14 protein-coding genes are annotated in these 17,298 nt (G+C 56.1%); all 14 read right to left on the minus strand.

Going from position 1 to position 17,298, the window contains the following annotated elements:
- Positions 1-17: 17 nt before the first annotated feature.
- The gene (locus MHH62_RS07870) at positions 18-1,436 is read right to left on the minus strand and encodes an oligosaccharide flippase family protein (protein WP_339232787.1); all 1,419 of its coding nucleotides are present in this window, start codon (positions 1,434-1,436) and stop codon (positions 18-20) included.
- Entirely contained in the window at positions 1,433-2,563 is a 1,131-nt protein-coding gene (gene rffA, locus MHH62_RS07875; protein WP_339232788.1) for a dTDP-4-amino-4,6-dideoxygalactose transaminase, read from the minus strand. Before rffA ends, MHH62_RS07870 begins: the two co-directional genes overlap by 4 nt.
- A complete protein-coding gene (locus MHH62_RS07880; protein WP_339232790.1) occupies positions 2,550-3,122 on the minus strand; it encodes an acyltransferase in 573 nt (190 codons plus the stop codon). The genes rffA and MHH62_RS07880 overlap by 14 nt, the downstream gene beginning before the upstream one ends.
- A gap of 298 nt (positions 3,123-3,420) precedes the next feature.
- Complete coding sequence (locus tag MHH62_RS07885) at positions 3,421-4,779, minus strand: Wzz/FepE/Etk N-terminal domain-containing protein (protein WP_339232792.1); 1,359 nt, start codon at positions 4,777-4,779, stop codon at positions 3,421-3,423.
- Between the two features lie 335 nt (positions 4,780-5,114).
- The gene (locus tag MHH62_RS07890) at positions 5,115-5,345 is read right to left on the minus strand and encodes a lipopolysaccharide assembly protein LapA domain-containing protein (protein ID WP_003189781.1); all 231 of its coding nucleotides are present in this window, start codon (positions 5,343-5,345) and stop codon (positions 5,115-5,117) included.
- Between the two features lie 24 nt (positions 5,346-5,369).
- Positions 5,370-5,666 (minus strand): integration host factor subunit beta, encoded by a 297-nt coding sequence (gene ihfB / locus MHH62_RS07895; protein WP_003189779.1) that lies wholly within the window; start codon positions 5,664-5,666, stop codon positions 5,370-5,372.
- A gap of 130 nt (positions 5,667-5,796) precedes the next feature.
- Positions 5,797-6,081, minus strand: coding sequence for a hypothetical protein (locus tag MHH62_RS07900; protein ID WP_323558708.1), 285 nt, complete (start codon positions 6,079-6,081; stop codon positions 5,797-5,799).
- 160 nt (positions 6,082-6,241) lie between these two features.
- A complete protein-coding gene (gene rpsA, locus MHH62_RS07905; protein ID WP_003189774.1) occupies positions 6,242-7,927 on the minus strand; it encodes a 30S ribosomal protein S1 in 1,686 nt (561 codons plus the stop codon).
- 120 nt (positions 7,928-8,047) lie between these two features.
- On the minus strand, positions 8,048-8,737 hold the full coding sequence (gene cmk / locus MHH62_RS07910) for a (d)CMP kinase (RefSeq protein WP_003189772.1): 690 nt from the start codon (positions 8,735-8,737) through the stop codon (positions 8,048-8,050).
- Positions 8,734-10,944: a bifunctional prephenate dehydrogenase/3-phosphoshikimate 1-carboxyvinyltransferase gene (locus tag MHH62_RS07915; protein ID WP_339233031.1), complete on the minus strand. Its 2,211-nt coding sequence runs from the start codon at positions 10,942-10,944 to the stop codon at positions 8,734-8,736. Before MHH62_RS07915 ends, cmk begins: the two co-directional genes overlap by 4 nt.
- Before the next feature lie 28 nt (positions 10,945-10,972).
- On the minus strand, positions 10,973-12,085 hold the full coding sequence (gene hisC / locus MHH62_RS07920; protein WP_032902670.1) for a histidinol-phosphate transaminase: 1,113 nt from the start codon (positions 12,083-12,085) through the stop codon (positions 10,973-10,975).
- Between the two features lie 9 nt (positions 12,086-12,094).
- Entirely contained in the window at positions 12,095-13,189 is a 1,095-nt protein-coding gene (gene pheA / locus MHH62_RS07925) for a prephenate dehydratase (protein ID WP_032902668.1), read from the minus strand.
- Entirely contained in the window at positions 13,189-14,274 is a 1,086-nt protein-coding gene (gene serC / locus MHH62_RS07930; protein WP_339232796.1) for a 3-phosphoserine/phosphohydroxythreonine transaminase, read from the minus strand. The genes pheA and serC overlap by 1 nt, the downstream gene beginning before the upstream one ends.
- Positions 14,275-14,516: 242 nt before the next feature.
- Positions 14,517-17,171 carry a DNA gyrase subunit A gene (gyrA, locus tag MHH62_RS07935; RefSeq protein WP_014717617.1) on the minus strand — a complete coding sequence of 885 codons (2,655 nt, stop codon included), beginning with the start codon at positions 17,169-17,171 and terminating at the stop codon, positions 14,517-14,519.
- Between the last annotated feature and the right edge of the window lie 127 nt (positions 17,172-17,298).

Here is a 17,298-nt window from a genome sequence, read left to right on the forward strand (position 1 = left end):
TCAAATCAGGATTAAATTCATTTTACTGTGTGAAATCTGGACATGGCATATTGGCCAAGGATTCTAACGCTACTCCTAAAGGAAAATAACATCATTACACCCATACCTACCCATGCGCCACCGATTGCAAATCGAAACGAGTCGCCCTGCGTTGCTTGCAAGGAGGACAACGCCACGCACAATAAAGTCCAACAGTATAATTTGGCTCTCGGAAATACTCTCCAGGTATGGATTGAAATCTCAGTTCGTACTACCAAGAAGATAAACATCGCCATACTGGTTGATATAGCCGCTCCCGCCGCGCCATAAATTGGAATTAAAAAATATGCTAAAGCTATATTCGACGGCAGTGCAAGAATGGGCGCCAATACCGCCAAGCCGGTTCTTTTTTTGAGATGCACACCCACAACCGTCGTTTCAGATAACGTATACAGCAGCGGCAACCCCATACATGCGCCGATAATATATTGCACGATGTAATACTCTCGCGGTAGAAAATACCCAACCACGAAAGAGAATAGACCGATCATTACGAACGAAAAAACCACAAAGGCAGTGGCATGCTCGACGACGGCATCGACTTTACTTAAATCTTCTCCAGCCGAAGCCCACTTATATACAATGGGTGACCAGACCACGGAAAAAATAGATTGAAACAAAATTCCCACTGCTGCAAAGCTGATCCCTACGGAATACACTCCCACTTCAGCTAAGCTAGACCACCAGCTTAACGCGATCCTGTCAAACATCGTCAGGGCCCAATATGCAATACTGCCGAATACCAGTGGAAAACCAAAACCTAGTAATCCCTTGAATACCTGGCTGGAAAACTTACTGCCATAAGCATTAACGATCAAACCTCTTGTGAAGTAAACCAACAGAATCAAGGCAGACAGCAGAGCTAAGCATTGCGCAAATAATAAAAACCCGAACCCAGCGGATAACTCAGTAAAAATACCGAATAAAATAACGCCTAAAAACGTTGCCTTGGGCAATATTAAAGTCAGTGAATAAGCCAATGCCTTGCCATTCATTCTTAAGGCGTGAGACAGAAAACTATTAATAAAATTTATCAATAGGCATGCTGCCACCATGTAAGTGAGAGATAAACTGCTCAAGGAGAAATAAGAGACCGCATACTCCTTGAAGAAAACCAAGCTCAGCGCTGAACAACCCAAAAGAAACGTAAAGCCTGGCAGAAATGCCGCCTTAAATAACTCACCCTCATTTTCAAAATCATAATATTCGCGGACAAAAGCCTGGTCCAAGCCGAAGCTTGACACGACAAATGAAAAAGTAATTAGAACCTGCAACATTGCCGCGCGACCGACATCTTCTACCGGGACAAACCAGGTGAGTATCGGCAATGTCAGAAAGCTGAGTAGCGCTGCACCCAACGGGCCCAGCGCAAAGGTCAGAATTTTTTTGGGTGTCACTTGTAGAAGCTCACGACGCTGCTCACTACTTTTTCAATTTCTTCAGAGGTAATACCAAAATACAAGGGCAGTCTGATCAAGCGCTCGCTTTCCACAGTAGTGAACTTATCAGTGCCATGAAAACGGCTATAGTCATTGCCGGCCGAAGAATTATGTAGAGGTACGTAGTGGAAAACAGCCATTACTCCATTCGCCTTCATATGATCCAGCAATAAGGTTCTTTCAGCAAGGTCGGCCACCTTCAGGTAGAACATATGACCGTTATGAGTCACAGCGTCTGGAATAGTAGGTAACGCGATACGGCCACTGTCAGCTAGTTGCCGCAAACTATGATAATATTTGGTCCAGACAGCTTTTCTAAACTCATTGATATCGTTTACATGATTTATCTGCCCCCAAAGATATGCCGCCTGAAGTTCGGAAGGCAGGTAACTGCTGCCAATATCCACCCAGGTATATTTATCGATCATGCCCCTGAAAAATTGACTGCGATTTGTACCTTTTTCTCTGATGATTTCAGCTCTTGCTATGAATTGCTCGTCATTGATGATCAGCAGGCCGCCCTCACCACCGCTCGTATAATTCTTGGTCTCATGAAAGCTGAACGCCGCCATGTGACCTATCGAACCAAGCGCACGGCCTTTATACGTAGACATCATGCCTTGCGCGGCATCTTCAATAACGTACAAGTTGTACTTCTGCGCGATGCTCATGATCAAATCCATTTCACAGGCCACGCCGGCGTAATGAACAGGGATGATAGCCTTAGTTTTGGAGGAGACTGCGGCCTCAATCAGCGTTTCATCAATATTCATGGTATCTTGGCGAATATCAACAAACACAATTTTAGCGCCGCGCAAAACAAAGGCGTTGGCCGTACTAACGAATGTATAGCTAGGCATGATAACTTCATCACCTGGCTTGATATCAATCAACAACGCAGCCATCTCCAGCGCCTGAGTGCAGGACGGAGTAAGCAAGGTCTTTTTACAATCCAGATTTTTTTCAAACCACGCTTGACATAACTGCGAATAAGCACCATCGCCGGCCATTTTCGCACTTTTCATCGAAGCAAGGACGTGCTCATCTTCACTGCCGGTATAGGGTGGTTTGTTAAATGGAATCATGGCTAAGCTCGCTGAGAAATTGAGTTTCTAATTTGAGGAGATCTTTTTTTCTATCTTTCACACGTTTAGCCGGAACACCTGCGTAAACGCCCCAGCTGTCCGTACTCTTAGTCACAAGGGCCATAGCCCCAATCGCACAGCCCTCGGCCAGATCAACGCCGGGAAAAACGATTGCCCCAGCGCCTACGATGACATGTCGCCCAAGAGACACTGCAGCGAAATATTCGTTCTTGAATCTTTTCGGAATAAGCGAGTTGGCTAGCGTTTCGCCACTGTAGTCGTCAGACTGCGAAAATATTTTTACACCATAAGCAAGCGTACAAAAGTCGCCAAAATAAATTCCCGGAACGCCACCCGCCACTAGGCACATGGGCGTTATGTGATTATATTTGCCAATCACTAATCTACCTGACACCACACAAAAATCGTCAATGCGAGAATAATCGCCGACTTCGATTAGATCCGCATTATATATACAGGCCTTATCGCTGATCTTTACACCAACACCGAGTTTCTTAAAACCCAATTCCTGCAATTGCTGCTCTGTCAAATAGGCCATTTACCCACCTAAATCTTCCACCGCAGGATTGTCGTAAATTTAGCCGCCGAGCGCGCATAAAACGAACAATCGTTGAACAACATGGCACCAATATCAAATCGACATCATTAGGCCACCTTTCTAGTCGGGTATTCAACCCGCTGAGCGAAACCGCCAATTGGGACAGGATATCTTGATCCTTCAAGAGAATCCTCTCTTACCTCAACTGCGCCTTAAATTTCCGAAGGCGGAGCTTTTCTTGATAGTGGTACACATCGCCACCGGGCACTAGGATGGCTGGGCCACGCACCGACGACCACTATCTCGCTAACTCTTCGGACCTGTTTGAAAGCCTGCTATGGCTTTTCCTATTCGCTTGCTCAGGAATCGCCAGAACGCTTGATGGGCTCCGACCATTGAGCCTGATGAAATGGAGAATCATTGCCGCCAAGACGCCCAGCATGACACCTATGACCAATCCGCCGATCAAGATCATCGCCTTTCGCGGCTTGACTGGCCTTAACGGCTCAAGCGCCTGCCTGTCGATGGATACGAGCTTCAATCGGCTCATATCAATGTTGAGATTGCCTAGGCGAGCTATTTCAGCGCGTATTGGCTCTACGCCATTTAGAAATAGATCCTCTTTCTCACGAAGATTCAGGACCTCAATCTGCCGGTTATTTTGCAACAACTGTAATTCTTTTGAGATCTGGGCAATCCGCCCCTCGGTAAAATCATCTGATTTACGCTGGCTCAGTGCGGAACGCTCAGCCTCAAGGGCATCAACCCCCATAAAATATAAAGGTACTTGCTGATTATTAATTTCAGTCTTCATTACGCTATTGGCACCCGATCGATCGGCGTCCCCTAGCGAAGAGGGAGTAGATGGCTTTTTGATACCCAGTGATCTTGCAATATTGATCGCTTCATTGAGCTGCGCAATACGATCCTGACGCAGCGTCTTCAATTGAGCACGAAGCGCTTTCAATTCATCCTGCAGCTGATTCCGCTTGAGCGTATCGCCTTCCCGCAAGGAAGCGATTTTAGCCTCCTTATCGATAACATAGTTAGAGCGAGCCGCCGCCCACTTACCGGATAACTCGTTCAATCTATTTTTTACAATTACATCTAAATCCGCAGCGATTTGCTGGCGTTCGGAATCTATAGCGTAGGTAACGAAGCTATTCAGAATACCTACGCCGTCAACCCCTTTAGGATAATTCATTTCAAGCTTGATATAAGCACTGAGAGAGTCAGCTTTCTTAGGGTCAGGCAAAATTAGATTAATCGAGTTTCGATTAAACTCTTCAAAACTTTGCTCCAACGTTCTTCCAGGCCGTTCAAAGTTCTTAAATAGCTGTTGGTTAGCACGGAAAAAGCTTAGCCGAGTATCGTAAGACTCCAGTGCAGCGCCCACCTTGATGAGCGCTTCACCTGGAGGGAGCTTATAAACTTCGGACCGGTTCAATGCGTCCAGTTCATTGATCGCGGCGGGCCGAAGCACACTGCTTACCTGGTACTCCGGAGTAGCCATGAATGCGTATGCCGCAGCAACAAAAGCCGCGACAGCAGTGATACATATGATGAGCTTTTTCTGCTGACAGACGCTTTGGAGAAGCGCTACAAGATCTACTTCGCCGGACGGATGGAGCGGGGGCGTGCGGAAGCTACTACTCACAACAAAAACCTGCCTTCAAAGAGAAACTGCGGGCTCGTTATGCAGACAAAATTGCGTTTTTTATTCTAATTAGGTGACCGCCAAAACCCAGCGTCTCTGCCAAATTCTGAGCGCACAAAATGCCTGTTATCGAGAACAGATTCCATTCTGCCATCTCTTTGGTATATTACAAGCCTTGACATGTATGTCAGACGATTCTGAGTTCCCCCAGAGAACTGTCGTAACCAGCGGGAATAGGTAGCTAGGCAGCTCAATGCGCTCGACATGATGAGATTTCTGACAAACGGTCGTCAACACCGCGCGCTTCCATCACAACTGCAAGCTAAGACCAAACCCTAAACCACCGCCTTACCCCGACGCCTACGCACAACCACCCCCAACACCGGCCCAATCACCATCCCCACAATCAAAGCCACCACCACAAACACCGCCACCGGCATCTGCGCAGTACTCCACCCCAGGAATGACAGCGCCACGCCCTGCTGGTTCTCCAGCACAAACGCCAGAACCACCAAAGCCGCAAGCACTGCAATCAACACCGCAACAACGCGCTTAACCCCACGCATACCCTTCTCCTTCCCCAAAGACACTCAGACGCCTTCTTCCTCTTCTTCGTTCACCCGATCGCGCAATTCCTTGCCCGGTTTGAAGTGGGGAACGAATTTGCCGTCGAGGCTGACGGATTGGCCGGTTTTTGGGTTGCGGCCTACGCGCGGTGCGCGGTAGTGCAGGGAGAAGCTGCCGAAGCCGCGGATTTCGATGCGATCTCCGGTGGCCAGGCATTGGGACATTTGCTCAAGCATGGTCTTGATAGCCAGCTCTACATCCTTGGATGAGAGCAGCCCTTGATGGGTGACAATTCGTTCGATCAACTCCGACTTCGTCATATTTTTCCCTTCTTTTTCAAGCAGCTAGGAAAAGCGCTCCGAAGGTTTTAGCATGAGTTGATGAATTTGAACAGCCCATGTGTCAACTTATCTGGGGCTGAATAAACACGCTCAGCAAGCAGCCAACCCCTTACTTACAGATCACCAACATGGTCCGCGTCACCGCGCCAGCAGGGTTCCAGCCGAACAGGTAGTCGCCCTCTTCGTCCTCTGCGTCGCTGGAGCGGGTTATGACCTTGTAGCCCTGCATCTTGCACTCACGGGCAGCGCGCTTTTCGCACCTTTCCCACTTGTTGCCCAGGCCAGAGCAGTCGACCTCGATGCCGCTGACGCCGCGCTTCGCGTGGGTCTTGGCACTGGTGGAGGAGCAGCCTGCAAGCACGAGCAAGGCGAGTATTACGATAATTCTGTTCATTCAAACCCTTATTGAGTCAGCAACGCGAAATAGCCGTTTTCAAGACTATAGTCAGTTCTGACATTGGGCTGAATGCCTTGGTTCGGTGCAGTTGCTTCATCAAATTTCAGGCACAAAAAAGGGCGACCGAAGTCGCCCTTTTTCTACAGCTTTACAGAACTTAGTTCTGCTTAGCCATTGCCTGGCGCAGCAGTGCCGCCATGGTGGTATCAGCAGCAGCTTCCGGAGCAGCTTCTTTCAAGCTCTGGATAGCTTCTTTCTCTTCCACTTCGTCTTTCGACTTGATGGAGAGCTGAATCACGCGGCTCTTGCGGTCAACGCTGATGATCTTGGCTTCTACTTCCTGGCCTTCTTTCAGAACGTTGCGCGCGTCTTCAACGCGGTCACGGCTGATTTCGGAGGCTTTCAGAGTCGCTTCGATATCGTCGGCCAGAACGATGATGGCGCCTTTGGCGTCAACTTCTTTCACAGTGCCTTTAACGATGGCGCCTTTATCGTTCTCTTGAACGTACTCGGAGAACGGATCGCTTTCCAGTTGCTTGATGCCCAGGGAGATGCGCTCGCGCTCTGGGTCAACCGACAGGATAACGGTGTCCAGCTCGTCGCCCTTCTTGAAACGACGAACAGCTTCTTCGCCAACTTCGTTCCAGGAGATGTCGGACAGGTGAACCAGGCCGTCGATGCCGCCGTCCAGACCAATGAAGATACCGAAATCGGTGATCGACTTGATGGTGCCGGAGATTTTATCGCCCTTGTTGAACTGGCCAGAGAAATCTTCCCATGGGTTAGATTTGCACTGCTTGATGCCCAGGGAGATACGACGACGCTCTTCGTCGATGTCCAGAACCATAACTTCCACTTCGTCGCCGACTTGTACGACTTTCGAAGGGTGGATGTTCTTGTTGGTCCAGTCCATTTCGGAAACGTGTACCAGGCCTTCCACGCCTTCTTCCAGCTCTGCGAAGCAGCCGTAGTCGGTCAGGTTGGTAACACGCGCGGTTACGCGGGTGCTTTCTGGGTAACGAGCTTTGATAGCAACCCATGGATCTTCGCCCAGCTGCTTCAAGCCCAGGGAAACGCGGTTACGCTCACGATCGTACTTCAGAACCTTGACATCGATCTCGTCGCCAACGTTGACGATTTCGGAAGGATGCTTGATACGCTTCCAAGCCATGTCGGTAATGTGCAGCAGGCCATCGACGCCACCCAGATCGACGAATGCGCCGTAATCGGTGAGGTTCTTGACGATACCTTTGACTTGTTGGCCTTCCTGCAGGGATTCCAGCAGAGCTTCACGCTCGGCGGAGTTCTCTGCTTCCAGCACGCTGCGACGGGAAACGACAACGTTGTTGCGCTTCTGGTCGAGCTTGATGACTTTGAATTCCAGTTCTTTGCCTTCCAGGTGCGTGGTGTCGCGCACTGGACGAACGTCGACCAAAGAACCTGGCAGGAACGCACGGATGCCGTTAACGTCGACAGTGAAGCCGCCTTTAACCTTACCGTTGATAACGCCCTTGACCACTTCTTCAGCTGCGAAGGCTGCTTCGAGAACAATCCAGCATTCAGCGCGCTTGGCTTTTTCACGGGACAGCTTGGTTTCACCGAAACCGTCTTCAACCGAGTCCAGAGCAACGTGAACTTCGTCACCGACATTGATAGTCAGGTCACCAGCATCGTTGTAGAACTGTTCCAGCGGGATCAGAGCTTCAGACTTCAGACCAGCGTGAACGGTTACCCAGCGAGCTTGGTAATCGATATCAACGATAACACCGGTGATGATGGAGCCTGCCTGAAGGTTCAGGGTTTTTAGGCTTTCTTCAAAGAGTTCCGCAAAGCTTTCGCTCATTTTAATTCCTGTTGATAAGGGCGAAGAATACGCCCATCTCCACACCCCAGACGGTGTGGGTCAGTTTCAGTTAAAAGAAGCCACCGCAGGACTATGACTGGTCCCCTGCGGCCTTCTTGATCACCCGGCGATATCGCGAATGGCGATTTCACTCATGATGCGTTCCAGCACCTGCTCGATGGACAACTCCGTGGAATCCAGCTGTATGGCGTCAGCCGCCGGCTTGAGCGGGGCTACCGCACGCTGGGTATCACGCTCATCGCGTGCACGGATCTCATCTAGCAGACTCGACAGACTAACACCATCGACTTTGCCCTTCAACTGCAAGTATCGGCGGCGTGCCCGTTCCTCGGCGCTGGCGGTCAGGAAAATCTTCAGCGGCGCCTCGGGAAACACCACCGTGCCCATGTCGCGGCCATCGGCCACCAGGCCCGGCGCCTCCTGGAATGCGCGCTGGCGCTGCAGCAGCGCCTCGCGCACGGCGGGCAGCGCAGCCACTTGGGAGGCGCCCGCGCCGATACTCTCGGTGCGAATCACATCGCTGACTTCATCACCTTCCAGAATGATGCGCTGCAACTGACCCTCGGTCGCCGCAATGAACTGCACATCCAGATGGGCGGCAAGTTTCGTCAGCAGCTCTTCGTTGGTCAGGTCCACACCATGGTTGTGCGCAGCGAACGCCAGCAGGCGGTACAGCGCGCCAGAATCCAGCAGGCACCAACCCAGGCGCTTGGCCAGAATGCCAGCGATTGTGCCTTTGCCCGAGCCGCTAGGCCCGTCGATGGTAATCACCGGTGCTTTGATATTCACAATTGAGCCTCTTGGGCAACACGGATGCCGACTTGGGCACACAGTGTCAGAAAGTTCGGAAAAGACGTAGCAACATTGGCGCAGTCAAGGATACGAATAGGCGCCGTCGCCCGCAGGGAAGCCACACTGAACGCCATGGCAATCCGATGATCGCCATGGGCATGCACTTCACCGCCGCCCATCGGGCCACCGTCAATGATAAGCCCATCAGGCGTGGGTTCACACTTCACGCCCAGAGCCAACAGACCGTCGGCCATCACCTGGATGCGATCGGACTCCTTGAGGCGCAGCTCTTCGGCCCCGCGTAAAACAGTGCGCCCCTGAGCACAGGCTGCGGCAATAAACAGCACGGGAAACTCATCAATCGCCAACGGCACCAGGGCCTCTGGAATCTCGATGCCCTTGAGCGCAGCAGCACGCACACGTAAATCCGCAACCGGCTCGCCGCCCACCTCACGCTGATTTTCGAGGGTGATATCAGCCCCCATCAGCCGCAGGATGTCGATCACACCGGTGCGGGTCGGGTTGATACCGACATGCTCCAGCAACAGCTCGGAGCCTTCGGCAATCGAGGCCGCCACCAGGAAAAACGCCGAAGACGAGATATCCCCTGGCACTTCAATACGCGTAGCGGTCAACCCATGCCCCGACGCCAGCGACGCCGTCGCGCCCTGCACCGCCACCGGGTAGCCAAAGCCGCGCAGCATGCGCTCGGTGTGGTCGCGGGTCGGTGCGGGCTCGGTCACCGAGGTTTTACCCTCAGCATATAACCCCGCCAACAACAGGCAGGATTTCACCTGGGCACTGGCCATAGGCAGTACATAGTTCAAGCCTTTGAGCGATTGCCCGCCACGAATGCTCAGTGGCGGACGCCCGTCCGGCCCGGTCTCGATGATCGCGCCCATTTCACGCAGCGGCTTGGCCACGCGGCTCATCGGGCGCTTGGACAGCGAGGCATCGCCGGTCAACACGCTGTCGAAGCGCTGCGCCGCCAATACACCGGCCAACAGGCGCATCGACGTGCCGGAATTGCCCACGTAGATCGGCCCCGGCGCTGCCTTCAGGCCCTGCAGGCCGACACCGTGAATGGTCACGCGCCCATGGTGCGGGCCCTCGATCACCACGCCCATGTCGCGAAAGGCCTGCAAGGTCGCCAGGGCGTCCTCACCCTCAAGGAAGCCTTCCACCTCGGTCACACCCTCGGCCAACGACCCCAGCATGATCGAGCGATGAGAGATCGACTTGTCACCCGGCACGCGGATGCGCCCGCTCAAGCGGCCACCCGGACTGGCGATGAAGGTCAGGTCATCGGTGCTCACTGCGGTTTCCATGTAGGCCCGGCGCGCGAGGATCTTGCTGAAATGTTCGCGCGCCACCCGCGCACGGGTGAACACGCCCAGCAGTTGATGGCCGTCTCCCGCATCCACGGCGTCGCGCAAGGCGTCGAGGTCACTGCGGAAGGTGTCCAGAGTGCGCAACACCGCTTCGCGATTGGCGAGGAAGATGTCGTGCCACATCACCGGGTCGCTGCCGGCAATCCGCGTGAAATCGCGGAAGCCGCCGGCGGCGTAGCGGAAAATCTCGAGGTTCTCGTTGCGCTTGGCCAAAGAATCCACCAAGCCAAATGCCAGCAGATGCGGCAAGTGACTGGTCGCTGCCAACACTTCGTCGTGACGCTCGACCTGCATATGCTCTACATCCGCGCCCAGCTCGCGCCAGAGACGATCCACCACTGCCAACGCCGTGGGATCGGTTTGCGCAAGCGGCGTCAGGATCACCTTATGCCGACGGAACAACTGCGCATTGGATGCCTCCACCCCGCTCTGCTCGGAACCCGCGATGGGATGGCCCGGCACAAAGCGCGGCGGCATGCCACCAAACGCCAATCGTGCCGCGCGCACCACGTTGCCTTTGGCGCTGCCCACATCGGTAAGGATCGCTTGCCCGAGGTCCATGCCTGCCAGTACCGCCAGCAATTTCTCCATGGCCAGGATCGGCACGGCGAGCTGGATCACATCCGCGCCCTGGCACGCAACGGCCAGATCCGCCTCACAGCGGTCCACCACGCCCAACTCCACCGCCAACGTGCGCGACTGCGGGTCGAGGTCCACGCCCACCACTTCGCCACACAGCCCGCTTTCACGCAGGCCCTTGGCGAAGGAGCCACCGATCAACCCCAGGCCGACCACCACCAGGCGACCGATCATAGGCACAGCAGGTTGCAATGCAGTGACATCAACCACGGGCCAGAACCTTGGCCAGCGCCTCAAGGAAGCGGCTGTTCTCAGCCGGCAAACCGATGGTGATACGCAGGTGGTTCGGCATCCCGTAGTTGGCTACCGGGCGTACGATCACACCCTCGCGCAGCAAGCCCTGGAACACCGGCGCGGCCACTTGGCCGAGGTCGACGCAGATGAAGTTGCCCTTGGACGGAATCCAGCCCAGGCCCAGCTCACGAAAGCCTTCCTGCAATTGCAGCATGCCGCTTTCGTTGAGGCGACGGCCTTCTTCCAGGTATTCGGCATCCTTCACCGCCGCACAGGCGGCCGCCAGGGCCAGGCTGTTGACGTTGAACGGTTGGCGCACGCGATTCAGCACATCGGCGACCACGGGGGTGGACAAGCCATAGCCGACCCGCAACGACGCCAGACCATAAGCCTTGGAGAACGTACGCGACACCAGCAGGTTCGGGTAGGCCGCGAGGAAATCCAGGCCGTCGGGCAGGTCGCTGCCTTCGGCGTACTCGATGTAGGCTTCGTCCAGCACGACCAGCACATGCGCCGGCACGTCCTGCAGGAATTCGTTCAGTGCCTGCTCGCCAAACCAGGTGCCGGTCGGGTTGTTCGGGTTGGCGATAAACACCACGCGAGTCTGGGCATCGATGGCCGCCAGCATCGCCGGCAAGTCATGGCCCCAGTCCTTGGCAGGAATCACGCGAGCATCCGCCCCCACCGCCTGAGTCACAATCGGGTAGACCGCAAACGCGTGTTCGCTGAACACCGCATTCAAACCTGGCGCCAGGTAGGCACGGCCGACCAGTTCAAGGATGTCGTTGGAGCCGTTGCCCAAGGTCACTTGATTCAACTCGACCCGGCACTTGTCCGCCAGTAGCGACTTGAGGGCAAAACCGTTGCCATCGGGATAACGGGTCAGCTCGGCCAGCTCTTCACGAATCGCCGCCAACACTTTGGGGCTCGGGCCCAGCGGGTTTTCGTTACTCGCCAGTTTGACGATCTTGGACGGGTCCAGATTCAACTCACGGGCCAACTCGTCCACAGGCTTGCCTGGAACGTAAGGCGAGAGTTGTTGCACGCCCGGCTGCGCCAGGGCGAGGAAGTTGCCACTCATGTCAAAGCCTCACAAAACCGCTTTCGGGTAAGAGCCCAGCACCTTGAGTGCCACGGCTTCCTGACTGATTTTCTCCAGCACGCCCTTGACCAGAGGGTCGCGGTGATGGCCCATGAAGTCGATAAAGAATACGTAGGTCCACTTACCGCTGCGCGAAGGACGAGTCTCGATGCGCGTCAGGTCAATCCCGTTGTCGTGGAACGGCACCAGCAGCTCATGCAGCGCGCCGGGCTTGTTGCTCATGGAGACGATGATCGAGGTCTTGTCGTCGCCGGTCGGCGGCACTTCCTGGCTGCCGATCATCAAAAAGCGCGTGGAGTTATCCGGGCGATCTTCGATCTTTTCGGCCAGGCGCGTCAGGCCGTACAGGCCGGCAGCCATATCGCCGGCAATCGCCGCCGAGTTCCACTCACCCTTGACCCGCTTGGCCGCCTCGGCGTTGCTGGACACCGCCACGCGCTCTACATTCGGGTAATGGGCGTCCAACCACTTGCGGCACTGGGCCAAGGACTGGGCGTGGGAATAGATACGGCTGATGCTGTCGGTCTTGGTGTTTTCACCCACCAGCAGGTGGTGATGGATACGCAACTCCACCTCACCGCAGATGACCATGTCGTGTTCGAGGAAGCTGTCCAGCGTGTGGTTGACCGCGCCTTCGGTGGAGTTTTCCACTGGCACCACGCCAAAATTCACCGCACCGGCCGCGACTTCACGGAAGACTTCGTCGATGGCCGCCATCGGCTTGCTGATTACCGCATGGCCGAAGTGCTTCATGGCTGCCGCCTGGGTGAAGGTGCCTTCAGGGCCGAGGTAAGCCACTTTCAGCGGCTGCTCCAGCGCCAGGCACGAGGACATGATTTCACGGAACAACCGCGCCATCTCTTCGTTGCCCAACGGGCCCTTGTTGCGTTCCATCACACGCTTGAGCACCTGGGCTTCACGCTCGGGGCGGTAGAACACCGGCACTTCGCCTTCCGCCAGGGACGCCATTTTCACCCGGGCCACTTCCTGGGCGCAGCGCGCGCGCTCACTGATCAGTTCCAGGACCTTCTCATCCAGGCTGTCAATACGTACGCGCAGGGCCTTGAGTTCTTGCTCAGACATTAGCCGTGTTCCTTCTCGAACTCTGCCATGTAGGCAACCAGCGCATTGATGGCGTGGATGTCGACGGCGTTATAAATGGAGGCGCGCATGCCACCCACCGAGCGGTGGCCCTTGAGGTTCAGCAGGCCGCGTTCGTCGGCGCCAGCCAGGAACGGCTTGTCCAGGCGGTCGTCGGCCAGGCGGAACGGCACGTTCATCCACGAGCGGTCGCTGAGGTTGATCGGGTTGCTGTACAGGCCGCTGGCGTCGATGAAGTCGTACAGGACGCGCTTCTTCTCTTCGTTGAGCTTGCCCATGGCCGCCACGCCGCCCTGCTCCTTGAGCCATTCGAACACCAGGCCGGAGAGGTACCAGGCAAACGCCGGCGGGGTGTTGTACATCGAGCCGTTATCGGCCGCGACCTTGTAGTTGAGCATGGTCGGGCACAGCGAACGGGCACGGCCCAGCAGGTCTTCGCGGATGATATTGACCAGGATGCCGCTCGGGCCGATGTTCTTCTGCGCGCCGGCGTAGATCATGCCGTATTTGGACACGTCGATCGGGCGCGAGAGGATGTCCGAAGACATGTCGCACACCAGCGGAACGTCACCGACTTGCGGCACCCAATCAAATTCCAGGCCACCGATGGTTTCGTTCGCGACGTAGTGAACGTAGGCCGCGTCCTTGGTCAGCTTCCACTCGTTCTGACCGGGAATGGCGAAGTAGTCGTAGGGCTTGGCGGTGCCCGCCACGTTGACATGGCCGTAGCGCGAGGCCTCCTCAATGGCCTTCTGCCCCCAGATACCGGTGTCGATATAGTCGGCAGTGCCGCCTTCGGGCAGCAGGTTCAGCGGTAACTGGGCGAACTGCTGGCTCGCACCACCCTGCAAGAACAGCACTTTGTAATTGGATGGGATGTCCAGCAGGTCGCGCAGGTCCTGCTCGGCCTTGTTGGCGATAGACACGAACTCATCGCTGCGATGGCTCATTTCCATCACGGAGAGGCCTTTTCCATGCCAGTCGAGGAGTTCACCCTGCGCACGCTGCAGGACTGCTTCAGGAAGCGCCGCGGGACCGGCACAGAAGTTATAGGCTCTCTTGCTCACATCCAATCTCACTCTGATCTGGTGGGGCTGCAATCATGTCAGCAACGCCCTCATTCTGGAGCGGACATCTGTGGGAGCTGGCTTTCCTGCGATAGCAGCGCCGCGGTATCACTGAATGACCGAGGCGCCTGCATCGCAGGCAAGCCAGCTCCCACATGGACCGCGTCCAGGCAAAGGGCGCTGTGTTTCATAGGGGACAAACAACAAGGGGGCGAATCTTCATCCGCCCCCTGTGTGTCCGCTTATTCCTGCGGTTCTTCTTCGTCTGCGGCAGCGTCGAGGGTTGGCTCGTCAACGTTGTCATCGCCAGCTGCGATAACCTCGCCTTCGAATTCCTCACCTTCGAGCTCTTCGCCTTCGACTTCCGAAGGCTCCTGCACACGCTCCAGGCCGACCAGTTTTTCGTCCTTGGCCAGCTTGATCAGGGTCACGCCCTGGGTGTTACGGCCCAGGCTCGACACTTCCGCCACACGGGTACGCACCAGGGTGCCCTGGTCGGAAATCAGCATGATCTCCTCGCCGTCGAGCACCTGCACCGCGCCGACGAGACGGCCGTTGCGGTCGTTGCTGACCATGGCGATCACGCCCTGGCCGCCACGCTTGTACTCCGGGAACTCACTGATGGCGGTGCGCTTGCCATAACCACGCTCGGAAGCGGTGAGGATCTGGCTGCCTTCTTCCGGGATCAGCATGGAAATCAGCTTCTGCCCTTCCGGCAGGCGCATGCCGCGTACACCGCGGGCGGTACGGCCCATGGCTCGTACGTCGGATTCCTTGAAGCGTGTGACCTTGCCGCCATCGGAGAACAGCATGACTTCGCGCTCGCCATCGGTAATGGCTGCGGAAATCAGCACGTCACCTTCGTCCAGCTCCAGGGCGATCAGGCCCACGCTGCGTTGACGGCTGAAGGATTCCAGCGGGGTCTTCTTCACGGTGCCCTTGGCGGTGGCCATGAAGATGAAATGACCTTCGGTGTATTCCTCGACCGGCAGCATGGTGGTGATGTATTCATCACTGTCCAGCGGCAGCAGGTTGACCAACGGACGACCACGGGCAGCGCGGGAGGCCTCCGGGATTTCGTAGGTCTTGAGCCAGTACACCTTGCCTTTGCTGGAGAACAGAAGCAGCGTGGTGTGGCTGTTGGCGACCAGCAGGTGAGCGATGTAGTCCTCATCCTTCACGCCGGTAGCCGATTTACCTTTACCGCCACGACGCTGGGCCTGGTAGGCCGCCAACGGTTGGGTCTTGGCATAGCCACCGTGGGAGATGGTCACCACGCGCTCTTCTTCCGGGATCATGTCACCCAGGGTCAGGTCCAGGCGCGCATCGAGGATTTCGGTGCGGCGCACGTCGCCGTATTCGGCGCGGATCACTTCCAGTTCTTCGCGGATCACTTCCATCAGGCGCACAGCGCTGCTGAGGATGCGGATCAACTCGCCGATCTGGTTGAGGATCTCCTGGTACTCGGCCAGCAGCTTCTCGTGCTCAAGGCCGGTGAGGCGGTGCAGGCGCAGTTCCAGGATAGCCTGGGCCTGTTCTGGCGACAGGAAGTACTTGCCTTCACGCAGACCGTATTGCGGGTCCAGGGTCTCGGGGCGGCACGAGTCGGCGCCAGCGCGCTCAACCATCGCGACCACGGCACTGGATTCCCAAGGTGTGCTGATCAGCGCTTCCTTGGCTTCCGACGGGGTTGGCGAGGCCTTGATGAGGGCGATCACCGGGTCGATGTTCGACAACGCAACCGCCTGGCCTTCCAGGATATGGCCGCGCTCGCGGGCCTTGCGCAGTTCGAACACGGTACGGCGGGTGACCACTTCGCGACGGTGACGCACGAAGGCTTCCAGCAGGTCCTTGAGGTTCAGGATGCGCGGGCGGCCGTCGATCAGGGCAACCACGTTGATACCAAACACGCTTTGCAGCTGGGTCTGGGCGTAGAGGTTGTTGAGGATCACCTCCGGCACTTCGCCGCGGCGCAGCTCGATGACCACGCGCATGCCGTCTTTGTCGGACTCGTCGCGCAGCTCGGTGATGCCTTCCAGCTTCTTCTCTTTAACCAGCTCGGCGATCTTCTCGATCAGGCGTGCCTTGTTCAACTGGTAAGGGAGTTCGGTGATGACGATCTGCTGGCGGCCACCGACCTTGTCGATGTCTTCGATGATCGAGCGGGCGCGCATGTAAATGCGCCCACGGCCGGTGCGGTAGGCTTCGATGATGCCGGCGCGACCGTTGATGATCGCGGCGGTCGGGAAGTCCGGGCCGGGAATGTATTGCATCAGCTCATCGACGGTCAGCTCAGGGTTGTCGATAAGGGCCAGGCAACCGTCGATGACTTCACCGAGGTTGTGCGGCGGGATGTTGGTGGCCATGCCCACGGCGATACCGCTGGAACCGTTGACCAGCAGGTTGGGAATCCTGGTGGGCATGACAGCCGGGATCATTTCGGTGCCGTCGTAGTTCGGCACCCAGTCCACGGTTTCTTTATGCAGGTCGGCCAGTAGCTCGTGCGCCAGCTTGGTCATGCGCACTTCGGTGTATCGCATGGCCGCGGCGTTGTCGCCGTCCACCGAACCGAAGTTACCCTGGCCGTCTACCAGCAGGTAGCGCAGGGAAAACGGCTGCGCCATCCGAACGATGGTGTCGTACACCGCAGTGTCGCCGTGAGGGTGATACTTACCGATCACGTCACCGACAACACGGGCAGATTTCTTGTACGGCTTGTTCCAGTCGTTACCCAGCTCGCTCATCGCGAACAGCACACGCCGGTGCACGGGCTTCAAGCCATCGCGCGCATCAGGCAGTGCCCGACCGACAATCACGCTCATCGCGTAGTCGAGGTAGGACTGTTTCAGCTCGTCTTCGATATTGACCGGGAGGATTTCTTTGGCCAGTTCGCCCATGAGAAGCCTGATTCCTTTTTCGGGTGAAACCTCGTCACATCCATTCGGGACGAACGAAGCTCGCCGCTGCCGGCACGGTGCCTGACAACGACTTACGACAAATCAACGAGTTATGACACGGATCTGC

This window comes from Pseudomonas sp. FSL L8-0168, from assembly GCF_037976155.1.
Taxonomy (GTDB): Bacteria; Pseudomonadota; Gammaproteobacteria; order Pseudomonadales; family Pseudomonadaceae; genus Aquipseudomonas; species Aquipseudomonas paracarnis.

Excerpts from the sequence above, each read along its gene's own strand:
- pheA (WP_032902668.1), bottom strand. The coding sequence starts at position 13,189 with ATGTCTGAGCAAGAACTCAAGGCCCTGCGCGTACGTATTGACAGCCTG.
- MHH62_RS07915 (WP_339233031.1), bottom strand. The coding sequence starts at position 10,944 with ATGATCGGTCGCCTGGTGGTGGTCGGCCTGGGGTTGATCGGTGGCTCC.
- rpsA (WP_003189774.1), bottom strand. The coding sequence starts at position 7,927 with ATGAGCGAAAGCTTTGCGGAACTCTTTGAAGAAAGCCTAAAAACCCTG.
- MHH62_RS07890 (WP_003189781.1), bottom strand. The coding sequence starts at position 5,345 with ATGCGTGGGGTTAAGCGCGTTGTTGCGGTGTTGATTGCAGTGCTTGCG.
- ihfB (WP_003189779.1), bottom strand. The coding sequence starts at position 5,666 with ATGACGAAGTCGGAGTTGATCGAACGAATTGTCACCCATCAAGGGCTG.
- gyrA (WP_014717617.1), bottom strand. The coding sequence starts at position 17,171 with ATGGGCGAACTGGCCAAAGAAATCCTCCCGGTCAATATCGAAGACGAG.
- hisC (WP_032902670.1), bottom strand. The coding sequence starts at position 12,085 with ATGAGTGGCAACTTCCTCGCCCTGGCGCAGCCGGGCGTGCAACAACTC.
- MHH62_RS07900 (WP_323558708.1), bottom strand. The coding sequence starts at position 6,081 with ATGAACAGAATTATCGTAATACTCGCCTTGCTCGTGCTTGCAGGCTGC.
- MHH62_RS07880 (WP_339232790.1), bottom strand. The coding sequence starts at position 3,122 with ATGGCCTATTTGACAGAGCAGCAATTGCAGGAATTGGGTTTTAAGAAA.
- rffA (WP_339232788.1), bottom strand. The coding sequence starts at position 2,563 with ATGATTCCATTTAACAAACCACCCTATACCGGCAGTGAAGATGAGCAC.